This is a genomic window from Streptomyces cyaneochromogenes (assembly GCF_003963535.1).
In the GTDB taxonomy this organism is placed as follows: domain Bacteria; phylum Actinomycetota; class Actinomycetes; order Streptomycetales; family Streptomycetaceae; genus Streptomyces; species Streptomyces shaanxiensis.
On record NZ_CP034539.1, the window covers coordinates 9831717 to 9856282 of the forward strand.

20 protein-coding genes and 2 pseudogenes are annotated in these 24566 nt (G+C 71.3%); 13 read left to right on the forward strand and 9 right to left on the reverse strand.

Going from position 1 to position 24566, the window contains the following annotated elements; translation table 11 throughout:
- The first annotated feature begins 104 nt into the window (after nt 1-104).
- From EJ357_RS44080 to EJ357_RS49880, 4 genes and pseudogenes are all read left to right on the forward strand, one after another.
- On the forward strand, nt 105-959 hold the full coding sequence (locus EJ357_RS44080; RefSeq protein WP_126397931.1) for an alpha/beta fold hydrolase: 855 nt from the start codon (nt 105-107) through the stop codon (nt 957-959).
- A gap of 77 nt (nt 960-1036) precedes the next feature.
- The gene (locus EJ357_RS44085) at nt 1037-1522 is read left to right on the forward strand and encodes a cation:proton antiporter regulatory subunit (protein WP_175647750.1); all 486 of its coding nucleotides are present in this window, start codon (nt 1037-1039) and stop codon (nt 1520-1522) included.
- Between the two features lie 6 nt (nt 1523-1528).
- Entirely contained in the window at nt 1529-2812 is a 1284-nt protein-coding gene (locus EJ357_RS44090; protein ID WP_126397933.1) for a cation:proton antiporter, read from the forward strand.
- Nucleotides 2813-2872: 60 nt separating this feature from the next.
- Nucleotides 2873-3149: pseudogene (locus EJ357_RS49880) on the forward strand (ion transporter); the annotation flags it as partial.
- A 47-nt stretch (nt 3150-3196) separates the two neighbouring features.
- On the opposite strand, the gene EJ357_RS44100 reads toward EJ357_RS49880, so the two are convergent.
- The 3 genes from EJ357_RS44100 to EJ357_RS44110 form a co-directional block, all read right to left on the reverse strand.
- Nucleotides 3197-3631, reverse strand: coding sequence for a hypothetical protein (locus EJ357_RS44100; protein WP_228472799.1), 435 nt, complete (start codon nt 3629-3631; stop codon nt 3197-3199).
- Between the two features lie 136 nt (nt 3632-3767).
- Complete coding sequence (locus tag EJ357_RS44105) at nt 3768-5429, reverse strand: alkaline phosphatase family protein (RefSeq protein ID WP_228472800.1); 1662 nt, start codon at nt 5427-5429, stop codon at nt 3768-3770.
- 374 nt (nt 5430-5803) lie between these two features.
- Nucleotides 5804-7432 (reverse strand): acyl-CoA synthetase, encoded by a 1629-nt coding sequence (locus EJ357_RS44110; protein WP_126397937.1) that lies wholly within the window; start codon nt 7430-7432, stop codon nt 5804-5806.
- 166 nt (nt 7433-7598) lie between these two features.
- Here EJ357_RS44110 and EJ357_RS44115 point away from each other — a divergent pair, with 166 nt between their 5' ends.
- The 5 genes from EJ357_RS44115 to EJ357_RS44135 all read left to right on the forward strand — a co-directional run bounded on the left by EJ357_RS44115 (nt 7599) and on the right by EJ357_RS44135 (nt 11954).
- Entirely contained in the window at nt 7599-8399 is an 801-nt protein-coding gene (locus EJ357_RS44115) for a crotonase/enoyl-CoA hydratase family protein (protein WP_126397939.1), read from the forward strand.
- Between the two features lie 13 nt (nt 8400-8412).
- Entirely contained in the window at nt 8413-9378 is a 966-nt protein-coding gene (locus EJ357_RS44120; RefSeq protein WP_126397941.1) for a Zn-ribbon domain-containing OB-fold protein, read from the forward strand.
- Nucleotides 9375-10424 carry a thiolase domain-containing protein gene (locus EJ357_RS44125; protein WP_126397943.1) on the forward strand — a complete coding sequence of 350 codons (1050 nt, stop codon included), beginning with the start codon at nt 9375-9377 and terminating at the stop codon, nt 10422-10424. Before EJ357_RS44120 ends, EJ357_RS44125 begins: the two co-directional genes overlap by 4 nt.
- On the forward strand, nt 10421-11587 hold the full coding sequence (locus EJ357_RS44130) for a thiolase domain-containing protein (protein WP_126397945.1): 1167 nt from the start codon (nt 10421-10423) through the stop codon (nt 11585-11587). Before EJ357_RS44125 ends, EJ357_RS44130 begins: the two co-directional genes overlap by 4 nt.
- Before the next feature lie 121 nt (nt 11588-11708).
- Nucleotides 11709-11954: a DUF397 domain-containing protein gene (locus EJ357_RS44135; protein WP_126397947.1), complete on the forward strand. Its 246-nt coding sequence runs from the start codon at nt 11709-11711 to the stop codon at nt 11952-11954.
- Nucleotides 11955-12038: 84 nt separating this feature from the next.
- Here the strand turns inward: EJ357_RS44135 and EJ357_RS44140 are convergent, their stop codons facing one another.
- Complete coding sequence (locus tag EJ357_RS44140) at nt 12039-12962, reverse strand: phosphotransferase family protein (protein WP_175647752.1); 924 nt, start codon at nt 12960-12962, stop codon at nt 12039-12041.
- 169 nt (nt 12963-13131) lie between these two features.
- On the opposite strand from EJ357_RS44140, the gene EJ357_RS44145 reads away from it, so the two are divergent.
- Both EJ357_RS44145 and EJ357_RS44150 read left to right on the forward strand, forming a co-directional pair.
- Complete coding sequence (locus EJ357_RS44145) at nt 13132-13629, forward strand: hypothetical protein (RefSeq protein ID WP_126397949.1); 498 nt, start codon at nt 13132-13134, stop codon at nt 13627-13629.
- 230 nt (nt 13630-13859) lie between these two features.
- Nucleotides 13860-14006: pseudogene (locus tag EJ357_RS44150) on the forward strand (glycoside hydrolase N-terminal domain-containing protein); the annotation flags it as partial.
- Between the two features lie 81 nt (nt 14007-14087).
- Here the strand turns inward: EJ357_RS44150 and EJ357_RS44155 are convergent.
- Both EJ357_RS44155 and EJ357_RS44160 read right to left on the reverse strand, forming a co-directional pair.
- Entirely contained in the window at nt 14088-16055 is a 1968-nt protein-coding gene (locus EJ357_RS44155) for an N-acetylmuramoyl-L-alanine amidase (protein ID WP_126397951.1), read from the reverse strand.
- A 286-nt stretch (nt 16056-16341) separates the two neighbouring features.
- Nucleotides 16342-17484: an aminoglycoside phosphotransferase family protein gene (locus EJ357_RS44160; RefSeq protein WP_126397953.1), complete on the reverse strand. Its 1143-nt coding sequence runs from the start codon at nt 17482-17484 to the stop codon at nt 16342-16344.
- A 241-nt stretch (nt 17485-17725) separates the two neighbouring features.
- On the opposite strand from EJ357_RS44160, the gene EJ357_RS44165 reads away from it, so the two are divergent.
- Nucleotides 17726-19222, forward strand: a complete 1497-nt coding sequence (locus EJ357_RS44165; RefSeq protein WP_126397955.1) for a DNA-binding protein NsdB — start codon at nt 17726-17728, stop codon at nt 19220-19222.
- Between the two features lie 43 nt (nt 19223-19265).
- Here EJ357_RS44165 and EJ357_RS44170 read toward each other — a convergent pair whose 3' ends face one another.
- On the reverse strand, nt 19266-20696 hold the full coding sequence (locus tag EJ357_RS44170) for a PP2C family protein-serine/threonine phosphatase (protein ID WP_126397957.1): 1431 nt from the start codon (nt 20694-20696) through the stop codon (nt 19266-19268).
- A gap of 429 nt (nt 20697-21125) precedes the next feature.
- On the opposite strand from EJ357_RS44170, the gene EJ357_RS44175 reads away from it, so the two are divergent.
- Nucleotides 21126-21539: an SsgA family sporulation/cell division regulator gene (locus EJ357_RS44175; protein ID WP_126397959.1), complete on the forward strand. Its 414-nt coding sequence runs from the start codon at nt 21126-21128 to the stop codon at nt 21537-21539.
- A gap of 89 nt (nt 21540-21628) precedes the next feature.
- Here EJ357_RS44175 and EJ357_RS44180 read toward each other — a convergent pair whose 3' ends face one another.
- Both EJ357_RS44180 and EJ357_RS44185 read right to left on the reverse strand, forming a co-directional pair.
- On the reverse strand, nt 21629-22726 hold the full coding sequence (locus EJ357_RS44180; protein ID WP_126397961.1) for a baeRF3 domain-containing protein: 1098 nt from the start codon (nt 22724-22726) through the stop codon (nt 21629-21631).
- Nucleotides 22727-22809: 83 nt separating this feature from the next.
- Nucleotides 22810-24396 (reverse strand): alpha/beta hydrolase, encoded by a 1587-nt coding sequence (locus tag EJ357_RS44185; protein ID WP_126397963.1) that lies wholly within the window; start codon nt 24394-24396, stop codon nt 22810-22812.
- Nucleotides 24397-24566 lie beyond the last annotated feature (170 nt).

The following is a 24566-nucleotide window of genomic DNA, read 5'->3' on the forward strand; positions in this document are numbered from 1 at the left end:
CGCACTTTCTGTCGGCGACGCCGCCGCGCAGCGGGCTCGGGAGGCCCTGCCCCGGCGGACAACTCCGTTGCGGTGAACGCGCCTCGGTGACCAGGATCGGCGTCATGCCGTTCTTCACCGCCTCCGACGGGACCGAGATCGCCTACCACCTGCAAGGGGAGGGCGAACCACTCGTCGTGCTGCCCGGCGGACCGATGCGGGCCTCCGCCTACCTCGGCGACCTGGGCGGCCTCGTGACACACCGGCAGCTGGTGCTGCTCGACCTGCGGGGCACCGGGCACTCGGCCGTGCCTACGGATCCGGCGACGTACCGCTGCGACCACTTGGTGGACGACGTGGAGGTGTTGCGGGCCCACATGGGGCTGGCCCATATGGATGTCCTCGCCCACTCGGCGGGCGGGAGCCTCGCGATGCTCTACGCCGCCCGCCATCCGCAGCGCGTGTCACGGCTGGCCCTGGTGACCGCGACGCCCTGGGCGCTGGGGATGCCCGCCACGGCCGAGGACCGGCTGGCAGCCGCCCGGTTGCGGGAGGGCGAGCCGTGGTTCGCGGAGGCGTTCCCGGCGTTCGAAGCGTGGCTGGCCGGCTCCGGGGACTTCGACCCCTTGTTCGCGCCCTTCTTCTACGGGCGCTGGGACGACGCCGCCCAGCAACACGACATGCGCGCCGACGACGAGTCCAACGACGAGGCCGCCGACATCTACGGCTCCGACGGCGCCTACGACCCGCCCGCGACGCGTCTGGCGCTCTCCCGCCTATCCGCCCCGGTCCTCGTTCTGGCAGGCGGACTCGACGGCGGCCCCCGCCCCGAACTCGCCCGCCGCACCGCAGACGTCTTCCCGAACGCCGAGTTCGCCGTGCAGCCCGGCGCCGGGCACTATCCGTGGCTCGACGACGGCGAATGGTTCGTTCAGCGTGTCGTCGCCTTCCTGGACGGGAGTGGCCAGGGAGCGGGCTGAGTTCGGGCGCAAGATCACGGGTCATTAAAATTTCGTCAAAGAGTGCTGGAAGAGACACCTGAACGAGGGGGACAGCTGTGGGCGCTCCACGCCTGAGCAGCACGCCATTGCCCGGCATCGGGGTCCGCTACGACCTCACCACCCGCGAACAGCGTCGCCTGTCGGTGGTCGCCCACCGGGACGGATCGCGGACGTTCAGCGCGTATCGCCAGGACGATCCGGACGCGTGCGCGTTGTCGGTCCGACTCACCGCGGGCGAGGCGGCCACGCTGATCGACGCGCTGATGCCCGCGCACCACAGTCCCAACCTGCTGTCCACCACCGAACTGGGCCTGGTCGCCGAGCGGATCGAGCTGTCGCCCACGTCGCACTGGAACGGGCGGCTGCTGGGCGAGACCCGGATGCGTACCGAGACCGGTGTGTCGATCGTGGCCGTGCTGCGGCGCGCCGAGGCGATCCCCTCGCCGGCGCCGGACTTCCGGCTGGCCGGCGGCGACACCCTGATCGTGATCGGCACCCGCGAAGGCGTGGAGACGGCCGCCGCGATACTCGGGCGGGAGTGAGCCGCGATGCACTCCTCCGCGGTCTTCCTCATCGAGTTCGGCGCGATCATCCTCGGCCTCGGCCTGCTGGGCCGCTTCGCCGCGCGCTTCCAGTTCTCGCCGATACCCCTGTACCTCCTGGCCGGGCTCGCCTTCGGCGAGGGCGGCCTCCTTCCCCTGGGCACCAGCGAGGACTTCGTCGCCATCGGCGCCGAGATCGGCGTGATCCTGCTGTTGCTGATGCTCGGCCTCGAGTACACGGCCAGCGACCTCGTCTCCAACCTCAAGACCCAGTACCCGGCCGGGCTCGTCGACGCCGCCCTCAACGCCCTGCCCGGCGCGGCGATGGCCCTGCTGCTCGGCTGGGGCCCGGTCGCCGCCGTCGTCCTGGCCGGCGTCACCTGGATCTCGTCCTCCGGCGTCATCGCCAAGGTCCTCGGCGACCTCGGGCGGCTCGGCAACCGCGAGACGCCGGTCGTGCTGAGCATCCTGGTCCTCGAAGACCTCTCCATGGCCGTCTATCTGCCGATCGTCACCGCGCTGCTCGCCGGCGCGGGGCTCGCGGCGGGGAGCGTCACCCTGGCCATCGCGCTGGGCGTGGCCGGACTCGTGCTCCTGCTCGCGGTGCGGTACGGCCGCCACATCTCCCGCTTCGTGTCCAGCGACGACCCCGAGAAACTGCTGCTCGTCGTGCTGGGCCTCACTCTGGTCGTGGCCGGGCTCGCCCAGCAGCTCCAGGTGTCCGCCGCCGTCGGCGCGTTCCTCGTCGGCATCGCCCTGTCCGGCGAGGTGGCCGAGGGGGCGCACAACCTGCTGGCACCGCTGCGGGATCTGTTCGCCGCGGTGTTCTTCGTCTTCTTCGGGCTGCACACCGATCCCGCGAGCATCCCGCCGGTGCTGCTGCCGGCGCTGGCCCTGGCCGTCGTCACCGCGCTGACGAAGATCGCCACCGGCTACTGGGCCGCCAAGCGGGCCGGGATCTCCGTCAAGGGCCGCTGGCGCGCGGGCGGGACGCTGGTCGCCCGCGGTGAGTTCTCCATCGTCATCGCCGGGCTCGCCGTCACCGCCGGCATCGAGCCGTCACTGGGGCCGCTGGCCACCGCGTACGTGCTGATCCTGGTGATCCTGGGCCCGCTCACGGCCCGTTACACGGAGCCCGTGGCGACGCGTCTGACGGAGCGCCTGGGCGGGCGCACGTCCGGAGGCCCGGCGGACACCCGGGGCGCGGCCGAGGGCGATGCCGGGGCCGAGCCGTCGGCGGACGCACCGCACGACGCGGTGGAGGGCCAGGACGTGGTCGGCCGGCCCTGAGCGAGCCACTTGCCCTCACGGCCCTCGGCCTGATCCGGGCCAACGCGGGCCAACGCGGCACTGCTCGGCGCGGAGACGTACCGAAGCCTGGCAGGGGAGCGGCAGCAGTGGCTGGGCCGCGCCGAACACGTCTGCCTCGCCGACTTTTCCTGCCGCTGGTCCGTGAGAACGCCACCGTCCTACGGCTGCTGCGCCCGGCCCGAGTCCTGCCACCGCCCGTTTCCCGCCCCACTTGCGCATCGTCATGGTGACGGCCGCCCGCAGCCTGCCCGGCACGGTGAGCTTCCTGCCGGTGGGCGGCCCGCTGCTGCATGTGTGCGCCCTGGTGGGCTGGGTGTTGGCGTTGCACCGGAAGAAGCGGGGCAGTGCGCCTCGACGCCCGGCCTAGCTCCCGGAGCCGAGCCGACGCCGGTACACGACGTACCCCAAGGTCAGTCCCAGCGCGCCGACGGCCAGGCCGGCCCCCGCAGCCACCTCGAAGTCCGACGGTCCCGAACTACCGCCCAGGCCGCCTCTGACTCCCCGCGTCGGGAGCGGCGACACCGTGGGGGGCGGGGTCGCGATGGGCGCGACGGGCGAGACACGGCGAGGGAGGTCCTCGCAGGCGATGTCGTCGTCCCGTCCCCTTCCGTGGTCATCGTCCAGGCGGTTGGGGTCGTTTCTGTCGCGGTTGAACTCCGCCTGCGCGTCTTCCTGGAAGCTGAAGTCGCTGCAGTCCAGGTCGCCCCGCGCGTGGGCGACCTGGACCGCCGGGCCGGCGGTGACGACAACGGTGATCGCGGTCGCGCACAGCGCGCGTATGCGTATGCGTCCCTTCACGGGCGTTCCCCTTCGGTCCTGAGGCCTCTTCGACCGTCACTGCGACCGTAGGGACGCCACCCGTGCGCCGTCGCGTACTGCTACGCCATACGGTGCCCCCGCACCGCGGCGACGCCGCGACCGCACCGTCGGCCGCTCAGCCCGCCCGAGGCCCGTACGCCGTCATGAACCGATCCCGGAAGCGGTCCATGCCCCAGGTCGGGGCGTTCTCGGCGGGCTTGAGGCCGTCCGTCCAGTTCCAGTCGGCGATGCGGTCCAGGACCTTCTGGTCGCGGGCGACGATCGTGACGGGGACGTCCTTGCTCGTGCTGCCGGCCGTGACGGTCGGGACGGGCTGGTGGTCGCCGAGGAAGACGAGGACCGTGTCGTCGGTGCCGTAGCGCTCCACCCACTCGGTGAGGCTGCGGACCGAGTACTCGATGGCACGGCGGTACTCGGTGCGGACGCGCTCGGGGTCCTTCCAGACCTCCTTGGGATCCGTGCCCTCCTTCTTGATCTGGTGGAAGACCGAGCCGTCGCCGAGGTCGTCCCAGTCGACCATGCGGGCGATGGGGGACCAGGGGTTGTGGCTGGAGGCCAGGATGATCTCCGCCATGATCGGCTCGCGGTTCTTCTTGCCGTGCTCCAGCCGCTGGAAGGCCTCCAGGCTGAACTGGTCGGGCACGGGGGTCCAGCTGAAGTACGGGCCGTGGTAGCCCAGGTGCTCGGAGTCGTAGATGTGGTCGAGGGCGAAGTACTTGCCCTCCGGCCAGGCCCGCCGCACCCCGGGCACGACGCCGACCGTGCGCCAGGCGCCGGTCTTGCGGAAGTAGCTGTTCAGGGTCGCGCGGTCGCTGGTCGTCAGACTCCGGTACCGCTGCTGGTTCTTGATCCAGAGACCGGAGAGGAACGTGGAGTGCGCCAGCCAGCTGCCCGCTCCCGTCACCGGCGACCTCAGCCAGGCGCTGCGCGACTGGAACCCGGACGCCTTGAGCGAGCTCGTTCCCTCCTTGAGCACCGCGTCGATCTGCGGTGCCATCGCCGGGTCGTCGATCGCGACACGGCCGTAGCTCTCGATGAACGTGAACAGCACGTCCTTGCCGCGCAGCCCCGTCAGCAGCTGGTCCGGCGGCGTCTTCGCGAAGGCGTCCACCGCCGCCTGCTTCTGGAAGACCTGTCCGTCCTTGAGGCCCGCGCGCACCTGTTCGACACGGTTGTTGACGAACTCGGCGTTGCCCTTGGTGGCCAGCGGGACGCCGGCGACTTGGACGCCCAGTGTCATGCAGGTCATCCAGGCGGTCCCGAGGATCAGCGTCGTGCGGGCGGCGGTGGGCCGGTGACGGACCATGAGGTTCGTCACCCGCACCATCGCCAGCGTCATGAGGACGAGCACGGCGAGGATCAGGACGATCACGCCGACCACCGCGAGCACCTGACCGGTCCGCCCGAAGGTCTCCCGGACGAACTCCGCCGCGTCGTCGAGCAGTATCCAGTCCAGGACGAGGTCGAAGGGGCGGGCCAGCACCTGGTAGAAGCCCATGTCGACGAACTTCAGGACGGTGAGCAGACCGAGGAGCGCACCCGACACCACCGCCATCAGCCGTCGTGACCGGGGCGGCAGCGCCAGCAGCAGGCCCGCGAGCAGGATCCCCTCGGCCGGGAGACGGAAGAACGCCTCGGGGCCGAGCCGGTCGAGGCGGTTGGGCACGAGGAGCGCGAAGAGCAGGAGCACACCGGCCAGGACGGTCGTCCCCGCGGTGACGCCGTGGGCCGTACGGGGGTAGCGGCGCCGCCAGCCGAACCAGCCGGGGGAGGGCAAGGGGGAGCCGGGCGTCGCCGCGGGGCGGGGTTGCTCGGATTCGCCGGCCGTCTCAGCCGGCCCGGCAGCCTCAACCGACTCGGCCGTCTTCGCCGGGTCGACGGCCTCGGCGGTCTCGCCCGCTTCAACCGAATCCGCTTCAGCCGACTCCGCTTCAACCGAATCCGCTTCAACCGGCCCCGCCTCAGCCGTCCTCGCTTCTTGCGTCCCCGCTTCTTCCGTCTCTCGCGTTGCTTCCTCTGTTGCCTCCTGCGACACCCGGAGGTCCTCCCGTGCGGTCTTGCGATGGCATGGCAAACAGCGCCCGATGACCGAGCCTGCCACCACGTGTACGTCCGCACGTCACCTTAGGTTCAATCGGACCTGTCCGGAATTCACCCGTCCGCAGCCGCGGCCACCTCGCGCGCCCACCGGTAGTCCGCCTTCCCGCTCGGCGAGCGCCGGATCGAGTCCGTGAGGACCAGTTGGCGAGGGATCTTGTATCCCGCGAGGTGGGAGCGGCAGTGGGTCTGGATGTCCTCCAGCGACGGCTGTACCGCACCCGTCCGCAACTGCACCACGGCCGCCACGTGGTGTCCCCACTTCGCGTCCGGCACCCCGGCCACCAACGCGTCGTACACGTCGGGATGCGACTTGAGCGCCTGCTCGACCTCCTCCGGGTACACCTTCTCGCCGCCGGTGTTGATGCACTGCGAGCCGCGGCCCAGCACGGTGACGACGCCCTCCGCGTCGACCGTGGCCATGTCGCCCAGCAGCACCCACCGCTCGCCGTCCTTCTCGAAGAAGGTCTCGGCCGTTTTCCCCGGGTCGTTGTAGTAGCCGAGCGGCACATGACCGCACTGCGCGACCCTGCCCACCTCACCCACCGCGACCGGCTCGTGGGTGGCCGGATCGACCACCTGCGTACGGGAGTTGACGCGGATGCGGAAGCCGCGCTCGGGGCCCGAGTCCTCGGTCGCCGTCCCGTTGAAGCCGGACTCCGAGGAGCCGAAGTTGTTCAGCAGCATCACGTTCGGGACCAGCGCCTGGAACTGTCGGCGCACCGTGTCGGACATGATCGCGCCGGATGACGACACGCTGAACATCGACGAGCAGTCCGTGCCCTTCATCGGTCCGCTGAGCGCGTCGACCAGCGGGCGCAGCATCGCGTCGCCGACCAGCGACACGCTGGTGACCTTCTCCTTCTCGATCGTCCGCAGTGCCTCTTCCGGCGCGAACTTGCGGTGGATCACGACGCGTTGGCCGAAGTTGAAGCCGATGAAGGCCGTCAATGTGGACGTCCCGTGCATCAGCGGAGCGGTGGGGAAGAAGGTGATCCCGTCGCCGCCCGCCGCGACGCGCTCGGCGAGCTCCTCCGGCTTCTTCACCGGCTCGCCGGTCGGCGCGCCCCCGCCCAGCCCGGAGAAGAAGAGGTCCTCCTGGCGCCACATCACGCCCTTGGGCATCCCGGTGGTGCCGCCCGTGTAGATGATGAACTGGTCGTCGCCGGACCGCGCCGGGAACCCGCGCTCGGGCGCCCCGGCGCGCTCGGCGTCCGCGAAGGCCACGGCGGGCACGACCGGCGCCCCCGCCGAACCCTGGGCCGCATCGCCCACCCGCACCAGATGTCGCAGCCGGTCCACCTGCGGCAGGGCCGCCGCCACCCGCGCCGTGAACTCGGCGTCGAAGACCAGGGCCACCAGGTCGGCGTCCCGGTACAGGTACACCAGCTCCTCTTCCACATAGCGGTAGTTCACATTGACCGGAACGATCCGCGCCTTCAGGCAGCCCAGCACCGTCTGCAGGTACTCGACGCCGTTGTAGAGGTGGAGCCCGAGGTGTTCGCCGGGGCGTATCCCGCTGTCGATCAGATGGTGGCCGATCCGGTTGGCGGCCGCGTCCAGCTCCGCGTACGTCAGTCGGCGCTGCGCACCCGTGCCCGGGTGGTCGATGTACACGAGCGCCTCACGGTCGGGAACCGCGTCGACGACCGACTCGAACAGGTCGGCAAGGTTGTACTCCACCGCTCCTCCTGACCTCGCTCACCACCGGCTGCCGGTCATCAGAGCAAAGGGCGGCACAAGTGTGAAGGGTCCGCGCACAAGAAATCTGACTGCCTGTCAGAAAACCCTTGAAGTGCCTCCCCGCCTACTGCAACCTGTTCTCGTTCTTTCAGAGGGGAGATGGGCGATGGGTGGGACCGAACACCTCACCGTGCGGCGCGAGGGCGCGACACTGGTGCTCACGCTCAACAGGCCCGAAGCGAGGAACGCGCTCTCGCTGTCCATGCTCGTCGGTCTGTACGACGGCTGGATCGAGGCCGACGAGGACGACGCGATCCGCTCGATCGTCCTCACCGGAGCGGGCGACGCCTTCTGCGCGGGGATGGACCTCAAGGCGCTGGCCGGGAAGGGAATGGAGGGCGAGCAGTACCGGGACCGGCTGAAGGCCGACCCCGACCTGCACTGGAAGGCGATGCTGCGCCACCACCGCCCCCGCAAACCGGTGATCGCCGCCGTCGAGGGGTACTGCGTCGCCGGCGGCACGGAGATACTCCAGGGCACCGACATCCGGGTCGCGGGGGAGTCGGCAACCTTCGGGCTCTTCGAGGTGAAACGCGGGCTGTTCCCGATCGGCGGCTCCACGGTCCGCCTGCAGCGTCAGATCCCGCGCACCCACGCCCTGGAGATGCTGCTCACCGGACGCCCGTACAGCGCTCAGGAGGCCGCCGACATCGGCCTGATCGGGCATGTGGTGCCCGACGGGGCGGCCCTGGCCAAGGCCCTGGAGATCGCCGAGCGGATCAACGCCTGCGGGCCGCTGGCCGTCGAGGCCGTCAAGGCGTCGGTCTACGACACCGCCGAGATGACCGAGACCGACGGCCTCGCCGCCGAGCTCAAGCGGGGCTGGCCGATCTTCGACACCGCGGACGCCAAGGAAGGCGCCCGCGCCTTCGCGGAGAAGCGGCCGCCCGTCTACAAGCGCGCCTAACGAGGGAGCCACCGTGCCGGAAGTCCTGAAAGCCCCGCTGGTCGTCGAGTTCCCCTTCACCCGTTCCCTCGGCCCCGTCCAGAGCGCCTTCCTCACCGGCCTGCGCGAACGCCTCGTGCTCGGGGTCCGCACCAGCGACGGCCGAACGCTCGTCCCGCCCGTCGAGTACGACCCCGTCACCGCCGAGGAGATCCGCGACCTGGTCGAGGTCGCCCCGACGGGCACGGTCACCACATGGGCCTGGAACCACGCCCCCCGCCGCGACCAGCCCCTCGACACCCCCTTCGCCTGGGCCCTGGTCCGCCTCGACGGCGCCGACACCGCCCTCCTGCACGCCCTCGACGCCCCCGGCCCCGACGCCGTGCACACCGGCATGCGCGTCCGCGTCCGCTGGGCCGGGGAACGCACCGGTGCCATCACGGACATCGCCTGCTTCGAGCCGTACGACGACGGCCCGGACGCCCCGGACGGCCGCGGCCGGGCCGAACCAGCGACGCACACCGGCGAGTTCGACGACCCGGTCACCGGCATCGTCGCCACCGCCCGCCTCGACTACACCTACTCACCCGGCCGCGCCCAGACCGCCTACATCAACGCCCTGGCCGAACACCGCAACGTCGGCGAACGCTGCCCGTCCTGCCGCAAGGTGTACGTCCCGCCGAGGGGTGCGTGCCCCACATGTGGCCTCGCCACATCAGAACAGGTCGAGGTGGGTCCCGGCGGCACAGTCACCACGTTCTGCATCGTCAACATCAAGGCGAAGAACCTCGACATCGAAGTGCCGTACGTCTACGCCCACATCGCCCTCGACGGCGCCGGCCTCGCCCTGCACGGCCGTATCGGCGGCATCCCCTACGACCAGGTGCGCATGGGCCTGCGGGTCGAACCGGTGTGGACCGAAGGCGCCCGCTACCCCGACCACTACCGGCCCACGGGCGAGCCCGACGCGGACTACGACACCTACCGGGAGCTGCTGTGAACCGCGAGATCGCCGTCGTCGCCTTCGCGCAGACCGACCACCGGCGCACCAGCGAGGAGCTCTCCGAGGTGGAGATGCTCATGCCCGTCCTGCACGACGTGCTCGGGCAGACCGGCCTGAAGACCGCCGACATCGGCTTCACCTGCTCCGGATCCAGCGACTACCTCGCCGGCCGGGCCTTCTCCTTCACCCTCGCCCTGGACGGCGTCGGCGCCTGGCCGCCGATCTCCGAGTCGCACGTCGAGATGGACGGCGCATGGGCGCTCTACGAGGCGTGGACCAAGCTGCTCACGGGCGACGCCGACACGGCGCTCGTCTACTCCTACGGCAAGTCCTCACCCGGCCCCCTGCGTGACGTCCTGACCCGCCAGCTCGACCCGTACTACGTCGCCCCCCTCTGGCCCGACTCCGTTGCCCTGGCCGCTCTCCAGGCGCAGGCCCTGATCGACGCCGGCGACACGGACGAGCCCGCGCTCGCCGCCGTCGCCGCCCGCAGCCGCGCCGACGCCACCGCCAACTCCCATGCCCAGCTGCGGGGTCCGGTGCCGCACGGCGAGTACGTCGTACGACCGCTGCGTACCGGCGACTGCCCGCCCATCGGCGACGGGGCCGCCGCCGTGATCCTCGCGGCGGGGGAGCGGGCCAGGAACCTGTGCGCCAGGCCCGCCTGGATCCGCGGCGTCGACCACCGCATCGAGGCGCACAGCCTCGGCGTGCGTGACCTCACCGACTCGCCCTCCACCCGGCTGGCCGCCGAGAAGGCGGGAGCCTTCGAACGGCCCGTGGACACCGCCGAGTTGCACGCGCCCTTCACCTCACAGGAAGTCGTCCTGCGCAAGGCGCTCAAGCTCGACGACGGAGTGCGCGTCAACCCTTCCGGCGGGGCCCTCGCCGCCAACCCCGTCATGGCCGCCGGGCTCATCCGCATCGGAGAGGCCGCCGCCCGTGTCCACCGGGGCGAGTCCGACCGGGCGCTCGCGCACGCCACGTCCGGTCCCTGTCTGCAACAGAACCTGGTCGCCGTACTCGAAGGGGATCCGCGATGAGCAAGGAGCCCGTGGCCGTCGTAGGCATCGGCCAGACCAAGCACGTCGCGGCGCGCCGGGACGTGTCGATCGCCGGGCTCGTGAGGGAGGCGGCCCGACGGGCCCTCGACGACGCCGAGTTGACGTGGGCCGACATCGACGCCGTGGTGATCGGCAAGGCCCCCGACTTCTTCGAGGGCGTGATGATGCCGGAGCTGTATCTCGCCGACGCGCTCGGCGCGGTGGGCAAACCCATGCTCCGGGTGCACACGGCCGGCTCGGTCGGCGGATCCACCGCCCTCGTCGCCGCCAACCTGGTCGCCGCCAGCGTCCACGGCACCGTGCTGACGCTGGCCTTCGAGAAGCAGTCCGAGTCGAACGCCATGTGGGGCCTGTCCCTGCCCATCCCCTTCCAGCAGCCCCTGCTCGCCGGAGCGGGCGGGTTCTTCGCCCCGCACGTGCGCGCGTACATGCGACGCAGCGGCGCGCCCGACACGGTCGGCTCACTGGTGGCGTACAAGGACCGGCGCAACGCGCTGAAGAACCCCTACGCCCACCTGCACGAGCACGACATCACCCTGGAGAAGGTCCAGGCCTCGCCCATGCTGTGGGACCCGATCCGCTACTCGGAGACCTGCCCGTCCTCCGACGGGGCCTGCGCGATGGTCCTCACCGACCGCGCCGGGGCCGCCCGCGCGCCCCGCCCGCCCGCCTGGATGCTCGGCGGCGCGATGCGCAGCGAGCCCACCCTCTTCGCCGGCAAGGACGCCGTGTCGCCGCAGGCGGGCAAGGACTGCGCGGCCGACGTGTACCGGCAGGCGGGCATCGCCGACCCGCGCCGGGACATCGACGCCGTGGAGATGTACGTGCCGTTCTCCTGGTACGAACCCATGTGGCTGGAGAACCTCGGCTTCGCCGCCGAGGGCGAGGGCTGGAAGCTCACCGAGGCCGGGGTGACCGAGCTCGACGGCGATCTGCCGGTCAACATGTCGGGCGGGGTCCTGTCCACCAACCCCATCGGGGCCTCCGGCATGATCCGCTTCGCGGAAGCCGCCCTTCAAGTGCGCGGACAGGCAGGGGAGCACCAGGTGGAGCGGGCCCGGAAGGTACTCGGGCACGCCTACGGCGGCGGGTCCCAGTTCTTCTCGATGTGGCTCGTGGGCTCCGCGCCCCCGGACGCCTGAGAGGACTCCCCGGAAGGCGGTGGCGAGGCCTCCGCAAAGGTCCCTCTCACGTGGCCTGTCGGCACTCGGAACCGATCGCTAGGCTGACCCGCGGACGACGCGAATCGGGAGGAGCACGGACGTGGCCGAGAGCACCACCATCCAGCAGCAGCCGCTCACGGGCTGGGACAAGCCGGAGCTGGACCTCAGCAACGCCGACTGGCACTCGAGCAGCCGTGGCGTGGGGGATGTCCAGATCGCCTTTGTCGAGGGGTTCATCGCGATGCGCAACAGCGGCCGTCCGGAGAGCCCTTCCCTGATCTTCACCCCCGCCGAGTGGGGTGCCTTCGTGTCGGGGGCGAGGGAGGGCGAGTTCGACCTGACGTGACGCCCGGGCGCGGGTGAGCCGGCGCGCGGCCTCCCGCACGCCGGCCGTCTGCGCGCCGCCCGGGCGAAGAGCCCGTGGTGCGGGTCAGTCCGTGCCGAACCAGGCCTCGGCCAGGGACGGCAGCGTGCCGTCGGCCGGTGCCCCCAACTCCCGTAGATACCAAGGGAGATTGCTGTACACGTGCAGCAACGTGTATGCGAGCAGCTCGGCCGGGTCGAAGGCGGTGCCGTACGACTTGGTGAGGCGGGCCAGCAGGCGCGGGTCGCCGCGGGTGACGAACAGGCCCACGCCGATGAAGTCGTACGCCCGGTCGCCGATCATGGCCGGCTCGAAGTCGAAGAGGCCGGTCAGCCGCCAGCCGTCGGGATCGACCAGGAAGTGCTGCCGCATGACCTCGGTGTGCAGCAGGGACGGGGGCGGCGTGCGGGGCAGCGGGACCGACGCGAGGAAGTCGGGGATCTGCTCCAGCCAGGCGTCCGGCAGTTCGTGCCCGCGCTGGCGCTCCACCGCCCCGGCGCTCTGCCGGTCCACGAACGCACCCCAGTCCCCGGGCCCGAGGACGTCCGCGAGCGGCGCGGGATCCACGCCGTGGAGCACCGCGAGGGCCTCGCCGATCTCGGCGACGATCCGCTCACGGTCGGCGCGCGGTACCCGGTCCCAGGCGCCGGCCAGGTTCTCGCCGCGCAGCCGGGACATCAGCACGTACCGCCAGCCGTTCTCGTACGGGCCGGCGTCGTGCACGCGCGGCGTCGGTACGGGCAGGAGCCCCTGGATGTGGGAGAGGACCCGGCCCTCGGCGATGCCGTCCTCGGCGGCTGCTCCGGGGAACAGCTTGAGGACGTGCTCGTCGCCCACGGCGTAGACCGGCTGGGACCCGTCCGGGAAGCGGGTCAGCGGGGCGCCGCCCAGGCCGAGGCGGGCGCACAGGTCCTCCGCCCCGGGCCGGATGATCGTTTCGTCCGGGACGACGGCGTCCCATTCCTCGTCCGTTTCCACCGGTGGAAGCATGATCGGGACCGTAGGGCGGCCCGCTTTCGCGGGGCAACGGATTTTCCCGGCGCCCGGGAGCCCGGCGGCCGCGGCGGAGCCCGTGGAAGCCCGCGCTCACGCGCGGGGAGCAGCGCTCGAACCCCTGCCCGCACGTCACGGAGCAGGTCCGGCCACGTACCATGGCGACATGTCGTTCCTCCGCCGCCGCAGCGCCACGCCCGCCGGGCCCGACTTCGACGTACTGGCCATGGATCCGGGCGACTGGCCGGGCAATCTGGGCGCCGGGCTGCTGCCCGCCCCCGACGGCAGTTGCCAGGGCGTCTTCCTGCGTTACGACCTCTTCGGTGGCCGCGGCCCCGCGATGATCATCGGCAACCTCCCGGAGGGCTCGCCGGCCCGCGAGGTCGCCGAGGGCGAGATCCCGTTCGAGGTCGCACAGCTGCTGCTGGCCCTGGAGAACGACGAGGAGATCACCGTCGTCGGCAGCGAGGACGTGCCGGTGATGCAGGGCGACAACCTCCTGATCGTGCGGCGTCTGAAGCTCTCCGAGAGCCGGATCTCCTGTGTGCAGTTCGACCGCAGCGACAACGTCCTGGTCACCATCGCCGCCTGGGACCGCCCCATCACCGACGACTTGTACGCCCTCCTGAAGCCGCTGCCCGCGGAGCTGTTCCAGCAGGGCTGAATCGTCCCGCCCGAGGCCCCGTTGTTCGAGGCGCCGCACGTGTTGTCATGACCCTTGCCGCAGAGTCATCGGATCTCTGGCGTCAGGGGTCATGTCGTATGAGCCGCATGGGATCACTCGAAGAACGACCTTAAAGGCAGCGGCCGGAGGTGCCGGAGGGCTCGCTCTGGGGGGCCGGAGCCGTGGAGGCTGCCCCCGCTGATTCATCCGATGTGTCGAGGGGGTAGTCGGTGCTCTGGTACGCCACCCCGGCCGCCGACCGGGAGCGAGAGGCCCTCCCCGTCGGCAACGGCGCGCTCGCCGCCATGGTGTTCGGCACGCTCGCCTCGGAACGGCTGCAGTTCAACGAGAAGACCCTCTGGACCGGCTGGCGGTGCCACCCTCGACATCGAATGGGCGGACGGACAGGCCACCCGTATCGCCCTGAAGGCCTCCCGGATCCGTCAACTCACCGACCGTCAGCCTGCCGACGGCACCACCCGCACATCCGCGGCCCGCACGAACCCGACCCGGTGACCGTACTGGATCTCGTAGTACAGGTCCTTGCCGACGACGACCCGGTGCGAGGCGACGTCGAACGTCACGGCGTAGTAGTACTCGCCCGGCACCTTGTCACCCACCACGTACCTCTGCCCCGCGGGCAGGGTGTACGGCAGCGGCGACACGGTCTGGGCGGGCACACCCGACGGATACGCGGAGGTCTCGGGGTAGGCGCGCCCGTACACCGGGATGCTCGCGGCGCCGTCCTTGGGCGTCACCACCAGGCCGGTCGCGTTCACCGCGGTCGGGTTCTTCGCGGGGTTCTTGAACCACGCCTTCTGGCCGAGGTACCAGATCGCCGTCCAGTCGCCGCTCCGGCCGGCCACCGCGTACTGCTGGCCGGTCGAGACCCGCGAGGACAGGTCGTTCACCCCGGTGGTCGGGGTCGAGCCCAGACCGATGTCCTTGATCAGGGGGTACGACTCGCCGGGCCCGGAGTACAGCCGCACCGCGCTCGAACCGTGGGCCGCGCAGGGCCGGCCCGCGGACGCGCAACCCGTGTACTCGGGCCGGTTGGTGGCGTAGTCGGGGCGGATCGTCACCATGCCGCCGTTCGAGCCCGCGGTGGGCACGAACGGGCGGCCGAGCAGCTCGAAGTAGTGCCGCCAGTCCCAGTACGGGCCCGGGTCGGTGTGCATGCCGCCGACCGTCGACGCGGTCGGGCCCGGCACGTTGTCATGGCCGAGGACGTGCTGCCGGTCCAGCGGGATGCCGTACTTGTGGGCCAGATACGTCACCAGGCGGGCCGAGGACCGGTACATCGCCTCCGTGTACCAGGAGTCCGGCTGCGCCAGGAAGCCCTCGTGCTCCAGGCCGATCGACTTGGAGTTGACGTACCAGTTGCCCGCGTGCCAGGCCACGTCCTTCGCCTTCACATGCTGGGCGATGTGGCCGTCGGTGGAGCGCAGGGAGTACTGCCACGACACATAGGCCGGGTCCTGGACCATCTGGAGGACTCCCTCCCAGGCGCCCTCCGTGTCGTGGATGATGATGTAGTCGATGCCCTGGGAGGCCGGACGGTCGCCGAGGTCGTGGTTGCCGTAGTCGCCCTCCCCGAACTCCACGTACGGTGCCGGGATCCACTCGCAGGACACCGTCGTCGGGCACTCCGTCCCCGCCGCGTTCGCCGTCCGCAGCCCCGCCCGCCTCAGCTGCGCGGTGTCGGGGGCCAGGCCCGGCCGGCCGGCCAGGGCCACCCGGTCACCCGAGTCCGTGTCGCGCTCTTGGCCGGTGCGCATGACGTCGAACACGTCGTTCGCGTACGCCGTCGCCGTGGCCCTGTCGTCGGCGCCGGAGAAGCGGGCCACCGCGCCGTACCAGTCCGCCGGATCGGAGCTCAGCGGCTCGCCCAGCTCCTGCTGCGCGGCCGCGAGCAGGGCGGCGCCACCGGCCACATTGGCGGCCGCGTCCGTACGCAGTGCGCGCGGGCTCAGCCCGGTCAGCTCGGCCGCCCTCGGCAAGGTCCTCAGGCGGGCCGGGATCTCCGAGGCCTGCGGCAGCTTCGCGTCGGGGAGCAGGGGCGGGCGGGCGCTGTCGCCGCGCGCGTCCTCCGAGCCCTCGCTGTGGTGCGGCGTGGCTCGGGCCAGGGCGGTGCGGGCGTCGGTGAGGTGCATCGGGCCGTAGCCGCCGGTCACGCTGGGCGCCCCGCCGTGCGTGTCCCAGCGGGACTGCAGGTAGGAGACACCGAGCAGGACGCTCTGCGGCACGTGGTACTCGGCGGCGGCGGAGGCGAAGGCCGACTGCAGGCGGTCCGACGGGCGCGGGGCATCCGGCGGGGCCGCCCCCAGCAGCGGGAACAACAGCGCCACCGCGGCGGACGCGACGGCGGTGGCCCGGGTGCGGCTGTGCCCGGCTGCTCGAGTGGGGGCGGTGACGGATCCGCGCATTGCAGCCTCCTGGGACGGTCGGGTGCGATGAGCCGTGCGGGGCCGGGCGTGCGTCTGTGGTACCGGCTGTCCGACGATCCGTCAATCATGCCGCCGGGCAGGCGAAATACCCTGGAGATCGAGGGTCCCGGGAGTTTCGTGGCGGCGGCGTCCAGGCCTGCGGGGCGTCAGTGGCGTACACCAATGGGCCGTCCGAGTGGCGTGCGCCAGGAGGCTGTGCGGGAGCGGACATACGAAGGCCCGCGGTGCGCCGTCGTTCCTTGCGCACCGCGGACCAGCGTCCCCGTCAGCGAGTGCCGACCGCCGCGCGAACGGCCCGTCGGGCCAGTTGGCAGTCGTCGTGCAGCCGCCTCAGCAGCAGCCGCTGTTCCTCGCCGGACGGCGCAGCACCCGGGTGGGCCACTCCCGGTGCCGCCGGGGTCGTGTCGTGCATCGAACGCTGCACGGCCGTCTCGTAGGTACGGATCTCCCGGGTCAGCACGAGCATCAGGTTCACCAGGAACGCGTCCCGTGAAGCCGGGCCCGCCGACTGGGCGATCTGACTGATCTGCCGACGGGCCACCGGCGCGTCCCCGAGCACCGACCACAGCGTCGCCAGGTCGTAGCCCGGCAGGTACCACCCCGCGTGCTCCCAGTCCACCAGCACTGGACCGGCCGGTGAGAGAAGGATGTTCGAGAGCAGTGCGTCGCCGTGACAGAACTGGCCCATGCCCTGCCGGCCCGCGGTCGCCGCGATGCCGTGCAGCAGCTTCTGCAGATCGCCCATGTCCCGGTCGGTGAGCATGCCCAGCTCGTGGTACCGGGAGATCCGCGTCGCGTAGTCCAGCGGTGCGTCGAAGGTGCCCGCCGGCGGACGCCACGCGTTGAGCCGGCAGATCGCTCCGAGGGCCGCCCTGATGTCCGCACGCGGCGGCGCCTCCAAGGGGTGCCGCTGCAGTGCCGCCACCCGGCCCGGCATCCGCTCGATGACGAGTGTGCAGTTGTCCGGATCCGCTGCGATCAGCCTCGGCACACGCACCGGTGGGCGGTGCCGGACGAACGAGCGGTATGCCGCTATCTCGTGCTGGATCCGCTCGGCCCACGCCGGCGAGTGATCGAGTAAACACTTGGCGACGGCCGTGCTGCGCCCGGTCGTGCCGACCAGGAGCACGGACCGCCCGCTGCGGCGCAGCACCTGCACCGGAGCGAACTCCGGGCAGATCCGGTGCACCGACGCGATCGCGGTACGCAGCTGGGCGCCCTGGGGGCCGGACAAGTCGAGTCTCCCGCTGAGCGGTTGGGTGCCGAGCCCCGCGGCGCGCCGCGGCCGGCCCGCGCCGAGCACGGGTGCGGCCGCCGGACGCGCGGGGTCGAGGTAAGGACCGCTGCCCGCCGGGCGGGCACGCAGCGACCGGGGCGGGGCGGACACGGAGGACGATGCTGCGTACATGGGAGAAACAGATCCCTTCGTGTGCCTGCGACGACAAAGCGCTGCCCGATCCGGTCGCCCGGGTGCACCCTGGGGAATGCACCGGTTGTGAGGGCGAACCGGGTCGGGGTGGCGCGTTCCTACCTGACACCCGATGCCCAGTGGCACACCATCTGGCGCACCCTGGCGAACCCTGGCGAATAGTCCCGAGGCAACTCTCACCGGGCTACTGTCAACTCAGCCGAGAACCTGGGGGCTTGACGTGAGCGGAGAACCCAACACCCGCCTTTCGGACCTGTTCGGCCTGGCCGGCTGGTCCAAGGGCGAGCTCGCGAGGCTGGTCAACCGGCAGGCGGCGGCCATGGGCCACCCCCAGCTGGCGACCGACACCTCGCGGGTGCGGCGGTGGATCGACATGGGAGAGATCCCGCGCGATCCGGTGCCGCGGGTGCTGGCAGCTCTGTTCACCGAGCGTCTCGGCCGTGTCGTGACCATCGAGGACCTCGGTCTGGTCCGGCACGGGCGTGCGGGGAAACGGCAGGACGGCGGGAGTGTGGAGCATCCCGACGGTGTGCCGTGGGCGCCCGAACGGACCGCTGCGGTCCTCACCGAATTCACGGGAATGGACCTCATGCTCAACCGACGCGGCTTGGTGGGCGCGGGTGCCGCGCTCGCCGCGGGATCCGCACTCAGCAGCGCCATGCACGACTGGCTGCAATCAGACCCGGCCCTCAAGGCCGACGCCCCCCAGTTCGACGACCCCCTGCACGCCGACCCCGCCGGGTTCGACCGTTACGAGGCCGCCCCCATCGGATCGCAGGAGATCGAGGAACTGGAGCGCTCGGTCGAGGTGTTCCGGGCCTGGGACGCGGCCCGCGGCGGCGGGCTGCAGCGCAAGGCAGTCGTAGGCCAACTCAACGAGGTGGGCGGCATGCTCGCCTACCGTCACCCCGAACATCTGCAGCGGCGCCTGTGGGGCGTCGCCGCCAACCTCGCCGTCCTCGCGGGCTGGATGTCGCACGACGTCGGCCTGGAGCCCACGGCCCAGAAGTACTTCGTCATCGCCGCCCACGCGGCCCGAGAGGGCGGCGACCGGCCCCGCGCCGGGGAGGCGCTCTCCCGAGCGGCTCGCCAGATGGTGCACCTCGGCCGGCCCGACGACGCACTCGACCTCATGAAACTCGCCCAGTCCGGCTCCGGCGAACAGGTGCTGCCGCGCACCAGGGCCATGTTCCACACCATCGAGGCCTGGGCACAGGCGTCGATGGGCAAGGGCCAGGCCATGCGCCGCACCCTCGGACAGGCGGAGGACCTCTTCGTCTCCGACCGGGGCGACGTACCGCCGCCGAGCTGGATGCAGACCTTCAAGGACGAGGATCTGTACGGCATGCAGGCCCTGGCCTACCGCACGCTGGCCGAGTTCGACCCCACCGCGGCCGCACACGCCCAGCACTACGCGGAGAAGGCACTCGCCCTGCGGATCGACGGCCGGGAACGGTCGAAGATCTTCGACCACCTGTCCATGGCGTCCGCCTGCTTCATCGCGGACGACCCCGAACAGGCGGACCGGTACGCACGCCTGGCCCTGATGTCGATGGGCTCGAACTCCTCCGGCCGCACCTGGGACCGGCTCCGTCAGATGTACCGGCTCACCGCCGAGTACTCCAGCTATCCGAGGATCAATGAACTGCGGGAGGAGATCCGTCTGGCGCTGCCCAAGGCCAGGAAGCCGAGCGGCGCCAACAGCGCACAGGCATAGGGGGACTGTGCAGCCGATCGACCACCGGAAGATCTAGGAAGTTTCAGGACGTCACCCTGGCCACGAGCACGCAGGCGTCGTCCTCGCGCTCACTGTCACCGAACGCCTCCACGACCAGCCGTACGCAGTCCTGCGCATCGCGTGCCCCGCCCAGGCGGGGGGCCAGGTCGAGGAGACGGCTCACGGAGTCTGCTCCGCTGTGCCTGGGCACCAGCCCGTCCGTGTGCAGCAGGAGCACGTCGCCCACCTCGAGGGTCTCTTCGGCCTGTGCGTAGACGGCACCCGAGGTGGCCCCGAGCAGGACGCCGTCCGGTGGGTTCAGCCTGCGCCCCGTCCCGTCGCGGAACAGCAGCGGGGCGGGGTGTCCGGCCTGCGCCCAGGTCAGGGTGCGGCTCTGGGGCCGGTACCGGCAGCAGACGGCGCTGCCGAGGGCCGGCTGGACGGTGGCGTCCAGCAACTGGTTGAGCCAGGACATCAGTTGCCCCGGCTGGGTGCCCGCCATCGCCATGCCGCGTACGGCGCCCAGCAGGGTCGCCATGCCCGATGTCACGGCGACGCCGTGCCCGGTGAGGTCGCCGACGCTCAACAGTGTGTCACCGTCGGCCAGTTCGAGGGCGTCGTACCAGTCGCCGCCGATCAGCGCGCTCGCCGAGGACGGCAGATAGCGAGCCGCGAGGTCCAGTGTCGCGGGCCCCCCGTGCGGGAGCCGCAGGGAGCCGCGCCACGGCGGCAGCACGGCCTCCTGCAGCTCGACCGCGAGCCGGTGCTCGGTCTGCGCGTGGTGCCGGTGGCGCTGGAGCGAGTCACGGGTCTCGCTCACCTCGCTCTGGCTCCTGCGCAGTGCGCTGACATCCCGCAGCACGGCCCACATCGAGGCGGCGCTGCCGTCAGAGTCGAGCACGGGCTCGCCCATCATGTGCACGGTCCGGATCTCGCCGTCCGGCCGTACGATGCGGAACTCCCCGTCGATGGGCTTGGCGTCGACCAGGCAGTGGGTGACCATCGCCGTCAGTTTCGGCCGGTCCTCGTCGAGCACCAGGGACGGCAGCTCGTCGAGGGTGAGCGGCGCGGTGGCGGGGTCGCGCCCCAGGATCTGGTAGAGCTCGCCGGACCAACTCGCCTCGTCCGTCAGCAGGTTCCACTCCGCGCTGCCGACCCGGCTCAGCAGCGAGCCGCGCCGTGCGGCGGGCGGCTCGGGCCGGTCGGCGGGCGGGGCCGCGGGAACGGGGGAAGCGGGTGCCGGGCCGTCCCTCAGCTGTGCCAGGTGCTCGTCGAGGTCGCTGAGCTGGTGCAGGGCGAGGTCGCACAGCGCCCGCTGCCACCGCTCCTGCGGGTCCGAACCGTCGCTGCGTGTGTCCCGCCGTACGGCGTCGACGTCGCCCCGCAGCCGCCGCGTCTGCGATATCAGCGCGTCGACCGAGCCGCGCCCTGGCGGCTGGGCGGCGGGGCGGTCCGCAGAGAGATGGGACGGCATGACGCACTCCGATGCGGGGACGGTACGACCAAGGCTGACGGAAGGACCGTTACGACTGTTGCACAGCCCGCGACGCGCTGTAAGGGATTTGGCAACACCCGATACGGTGGTGCGTCTGGCATATGCCAGAGTCTTCACGGAGGGCTTGCGCCGTGCGAATGCCGTACGTCACCGGCAGGTCAAGTCGTAGACAGCGTACGTGATTTGACGGTCGTCCGAGACGGTCGTACGGCGTTCATTCGAGTGTTCGACGGCCCTGTGTTCCAGGAGTGGCGCGGAGGTCGGCTGACGCCTGGAGGTTGCACCCCTTGAGAGTGATGCAGCTCACATAAATGAGATGTGCTTCGGCGTAATGCGAAGGGCACCTGCGGGGTCCTAAGAACACAGCGGCAAAACCGTCCGACCTCCGACCCGCAGGGGAGACCGCCCATGGACATCGCCCTCGAGCAGCCCGCCCGCGCCCGCCTGATCACCGGCGAGGAGCGTGAACTCCCCGTTCCCGCCAAGCTGCGGTACGCCTCCACGGATCCGCTGGCGGTCTGCCTCGACTTCCCGGGCGAGGTCTCCCTCGATGGGCAGGGCGCCACCTGGATCTTCGCGCGCAGCCTGCTGGAGGCGGGGCTTCGCGGGCCGGCCGGGGACGGGGACGTGCACATCTGGCCGTGCGGGCCCGAGCGCACGGTCGTGGAGCTGCACTCGCCGTACGGCATGGCGCTGCTCCAGTTCGACACCTCCGCGCTGAACCGCTTCCTGCTGCGCACCTACGCGGCGGTGCCGGCCGGGGAGGAGGACCTCGGGGCGGTCGTGGAGCGTGGACTGACCGCGCTGTTCGACGGCGTGTGAGGGCGGTTACGGACGAGCCTGCCCCCATGAGGAGGTGAACCGTCGAGGAGGCGGACGTGCCGCCGTTGCGCCTCCTCGACGACCCGGCGTCAGTACCGCAACACCCCGGCGATCCCATGGGCGTCGCCCAGCGTGCCGTCCGGTACGAAGCGGACGTCGGCCCCGGTCTCCAGGCACTGCTCGACGATCTCGTCCACGATGTCCTCGCGGGCGTCGAGCTCGCCGGTCGCGGCCGGGATCAGATGGTCGCCGCCCTCGCCGCGCACCGTCACCCGGTAGTTCTCCTCGACGGCCAGCAGCCGTACCCGGCCCTCACGGGCGCTGCGCCAGACCTCGTCGACACCGGCCGCGAACGCCTTGCGGCCCATGGCCGATTCGAGCTCGCGCGCCACCGAGTCGGTGTTCCTGCGGGCCTCGGCGGTGATCACCGGCCGGATGGCCTGCCACACCGCCTCGTGCGTGCCGTGCGCGAGCCCGCCGTGCGGGACGTGCACCGCCTCCTTGGCGACGCCGCCGATCTCGTCCAGCAGGGACAGCGCGGCCTGCTCGCCGGTGACGTACAGCGGCCGCGGGTTGTCCCGCAGGACCGTGGTCATCGCGGAGTCGGCGTCCTTGAGGAAGTGGCGGGTGCCCTCGTCGCGGAACGTGCTCGGATTGTCGCCGATCCGCTCCCGGCGCTCGGCGTCGAAGTTCTCGACGCGCTTGGTCAGCGGGAAGCCGCCGACGCGGGCCTCGGTGACGCGGTCCGGGCCGCCGGTCCACAGCGTGACGCGGTCGGCGGAGACCGACAGCACCCAGAACGGCCGTTCGGCGGCCTCGGCGGAGACGAGGTTGCGGGTCAGGAAGGTGTCCGAGAGCACCACGCGCTCGGGCACCGTGCGGGCGAGGGACCACACCTGGTGCTCACCCGGGGCGGCGAAGATCACCAAACCGTCCTCGGCGTGCGTCAGATCGACCTCGGCGAGTGCCTGGTCGAGCTGACGCCCGACATCCGTGCGTCGCTCGCGGGTGACCGAGGGATCGGCCTCCAGCTGCTTCTTGGCCTCGGCCACGACATTGCGCAGCCGGACCTGGTCCTGCGCCCGGTAGGGCTCTCGGCGATGCGTGGGCGTCAGCACGGACACGGCCGGATAGGGGCGCGGGCGCCGCAGCTCGATCAGGGTCGTGGGACTGAGTGCGTGCTCCATAACAAGCACGATAGGACCGATTCGCCGATCGGGCATTAGGGGCAATCCGGTGCGAGGAAACGTCCCTGTTCCCGGGGCCGCCCTCAGGATTCCCGGTCGTCCTCGGGCCCGCAGGAGCTGCCGTCGGCGGGCAGTGTCCCGTACAGCAGGAAGGTGTCGACCTTGCGGTGCACGCACTTGGAGGAGGCGTATCCGGTGTGACCGCTGCCCTTGTTGTCCAGGACCACGGCGGAGGAGCCGAGCCGCTTCGCCGTCTCCACGGTCCAGCGGTACGGCGTCGCCGGGTCGCCGCGCGTGCCCACGAGGAGCATCTTCGGCGTGTCCACGTCCTTCACGTCGTCGCGGATGAAGTCCGTGCCCTTGGGGCGGCCGTAGCACAGCAGCACCCCGGTGAGCCGGTAGGGGCCGAAGACCGGCGACGCCTGCTCGTACTCGGCGCGCAGCCGGTCGAGACTCCCGACGATCTGCTCGCCGCTCGGGCGGTCCGGATCGTCCGCGCAGTTGATCGCCGTCAGGGCCGCGGAGAGGTTGTCGAGGGGGACGTCCTCGGCGTCGACGAGACCGCCGTCGGGACCGTCGGTCTCCTCGCGCCGCCAGGGCGCGATCCCGCCCGTCGCGAACGTCTCGATGGCGTGGGTGTCGCCGTCCTCGATCAGCGAGGCCAGAGCCCGCTCCAGGGAGGGCCACAACTCCTCGCTGTAGAGGGCCTGTCCGATGGCGCCGACCAGGTCCTGCCCGGTGAACGGTTCGCCGAACGCCGACGGCACCGGGTTCTCGTCCAGCGAGTCGACGAGGCGCACGACCATCTTCCTGGCCTCGCGCGCGTCCTGCCCGAACGGACAGGCGATGTCCTTCACGCACCAGTTGATGAACTCCTCCAGAGCCTTCTGCTGGCCCTGGGCGCCCGCCACGCCCTGCTCGGTCAGCGGTTCGGTGAGCGTGTCCACGCCGTCGAGCACCAACCGGCCGACCTTCTCGGGAAACTGGGCGGCGTACACCGCGCCGAGCCGCGTTCCGTACGAGAAGCCCAGGTAGTTGAGCTTCTCGTCACCGAAGGCCTGGCGCATCACGTCCATGTCGCGCGAGGCGTTGACCGTGCCGATGTGGGGGAGCACGGGTCCGGAGTGCCGGGCGCACGCGTCGGCCGCCTTCTCCAACTGCCGCAGGACGTGCTGCGGATCGCCGCCGAGCTCCGTGCCGTCGTCCTGCACCTCGATGTCCTCCTGGCCGTCCCCGCAGCTGACCGGCGAGGACCTGCCGACACCGCGCGGATCGAACGTCACGATGTCGTAGTTGTCCGTCAGCTCCATGAACTCCTTGCCGCCGGCCGCGAACTGGGGGACGCCCGCGCCGCCCGGCCCGCCGAAGTTGACCAGCACCGAGCCGCGCTTCTCGCCCGTGGCCCGGTAGCGGGCGAGCGCCAGATCGAGGGTCCCCGCCTTGGGGTGGGCGTAGTCGAGGGGGACGGTGATCTTGCCGCACTGCATGTCCTTCGGCAGTCCCTCGCCCGGGCACTTCGCCCACGCCACCTTCTGCTCGTAGAAGCGGGTGAGGTCGGGCTCGGGGCCGTCCGTGGCCGCCGGCAGGCCCGTGCCGAGCAGGACCAGTCCGGCCGCGCCGGTGACCGCGCAGCGCCGCAGCTTGGGCCGCGTTGACAGCTTGGCCAGCATCGATGCCTCCAGGGACGCCCGTCGCGGACCGGGAAACGGCGTCCTCGCTCACGATAAGCGGGCCCCGGAAGGCACGCCTCCGGACGTGCGGGACCGCCGGAGCGGGCGTACCCTGCGCCCCTTGCGTGCCCATCGGGTGTTTTTGCCACTAGTTCGACAACCGTGCCGCT

Bases quoted from the DNA above. Each gene is read 5' to 3' on its own strand.
- EJ357_RS44080 (WP_126397931.1), top strand. From the start codon at position 105: ATGCCGTTCTTCACCGCCTCCGACGGGACCGAGATCGCCTACCACCTG.
- EJ357_RS44090 (WP_126397933.1), top strand. From the start codon at position 1,529: ATGCACTCCTCCGCGGTCTTCCTCATCGAGTTCGGCGCGATCATCCTC.
- EJ357_RS44115 (WP_126397939.1), top strand. From the start codon at position 7,599: ATGGGTGGGACCGAACACCTCACCGTGCGGCGCGAGGGCGCGACACTG.
- EJ357_RS44130 (WP_126397945.1), top strand. From the start codon at position 10,421: ATGAGCAAGGAGCCCGTGGCCGTCGTAGGCATCGGCCAGACCAAGCAC.
- EJ357_RS44140 (WP_175647752.1), bottom strand. From the start codon at position 12,962: ATGCTTCCACCGGTGGAAACGGACGAGGAATGGGACGCCGTCGTCCCG.
- EJ357_RS44145 (WP_126397949.1), top strand. From the start codon at position 13,132: ATGTCGTTCCTCCGCCGCCGCAGCGCCACGCCCGCCGGGCCCGACTTC.
- EJ357_RS44155 (WP_126397951.1), bottom strand. From the start codon at position 16,055: ATGCGCGGATCCGTCACCGCCCCCACTCGAGCAGCCGGGCACAGCCGC.
- EJ357_RS44160 (WP_126397953.1), bottom strand. From the start codon at position 17,484: ATGTACGCAGCATCGTCCTCCGTGTCCGCCCCGCCCCGGTCGCTGCGT.
- EJ357_RS44170 (WP_126397957.1), bottom strand. From the start codon at position 20,696: ATGCCGTCCCATCTCTCTGCGGACCGCCCCGCCGCCCAGCCGCCAGGG.
- EJ357_RS44175 (WP_126397959.1), top strand. From the start codon at position 21,126: ATGGACATCGCCCTCGAGCAGCCCGCCCGCGCCCGCCTGATCACCGGC.
- EJ357_RS44180 (WP_126397961.1), bottom strand. From the start codon at position 22,726: ATGGAGCACGCACTCAGTCCCACGACCCTGATCGAGCTGCGGCGCCCG.
- EJ357_RS44185 (WP_126397963.1), bottom strand. From the start codon at position 24,396: ATGCTGGCCAAGCTGTCAACGCGGCCCAAGCTGCGGCGCTGCGCGGTC.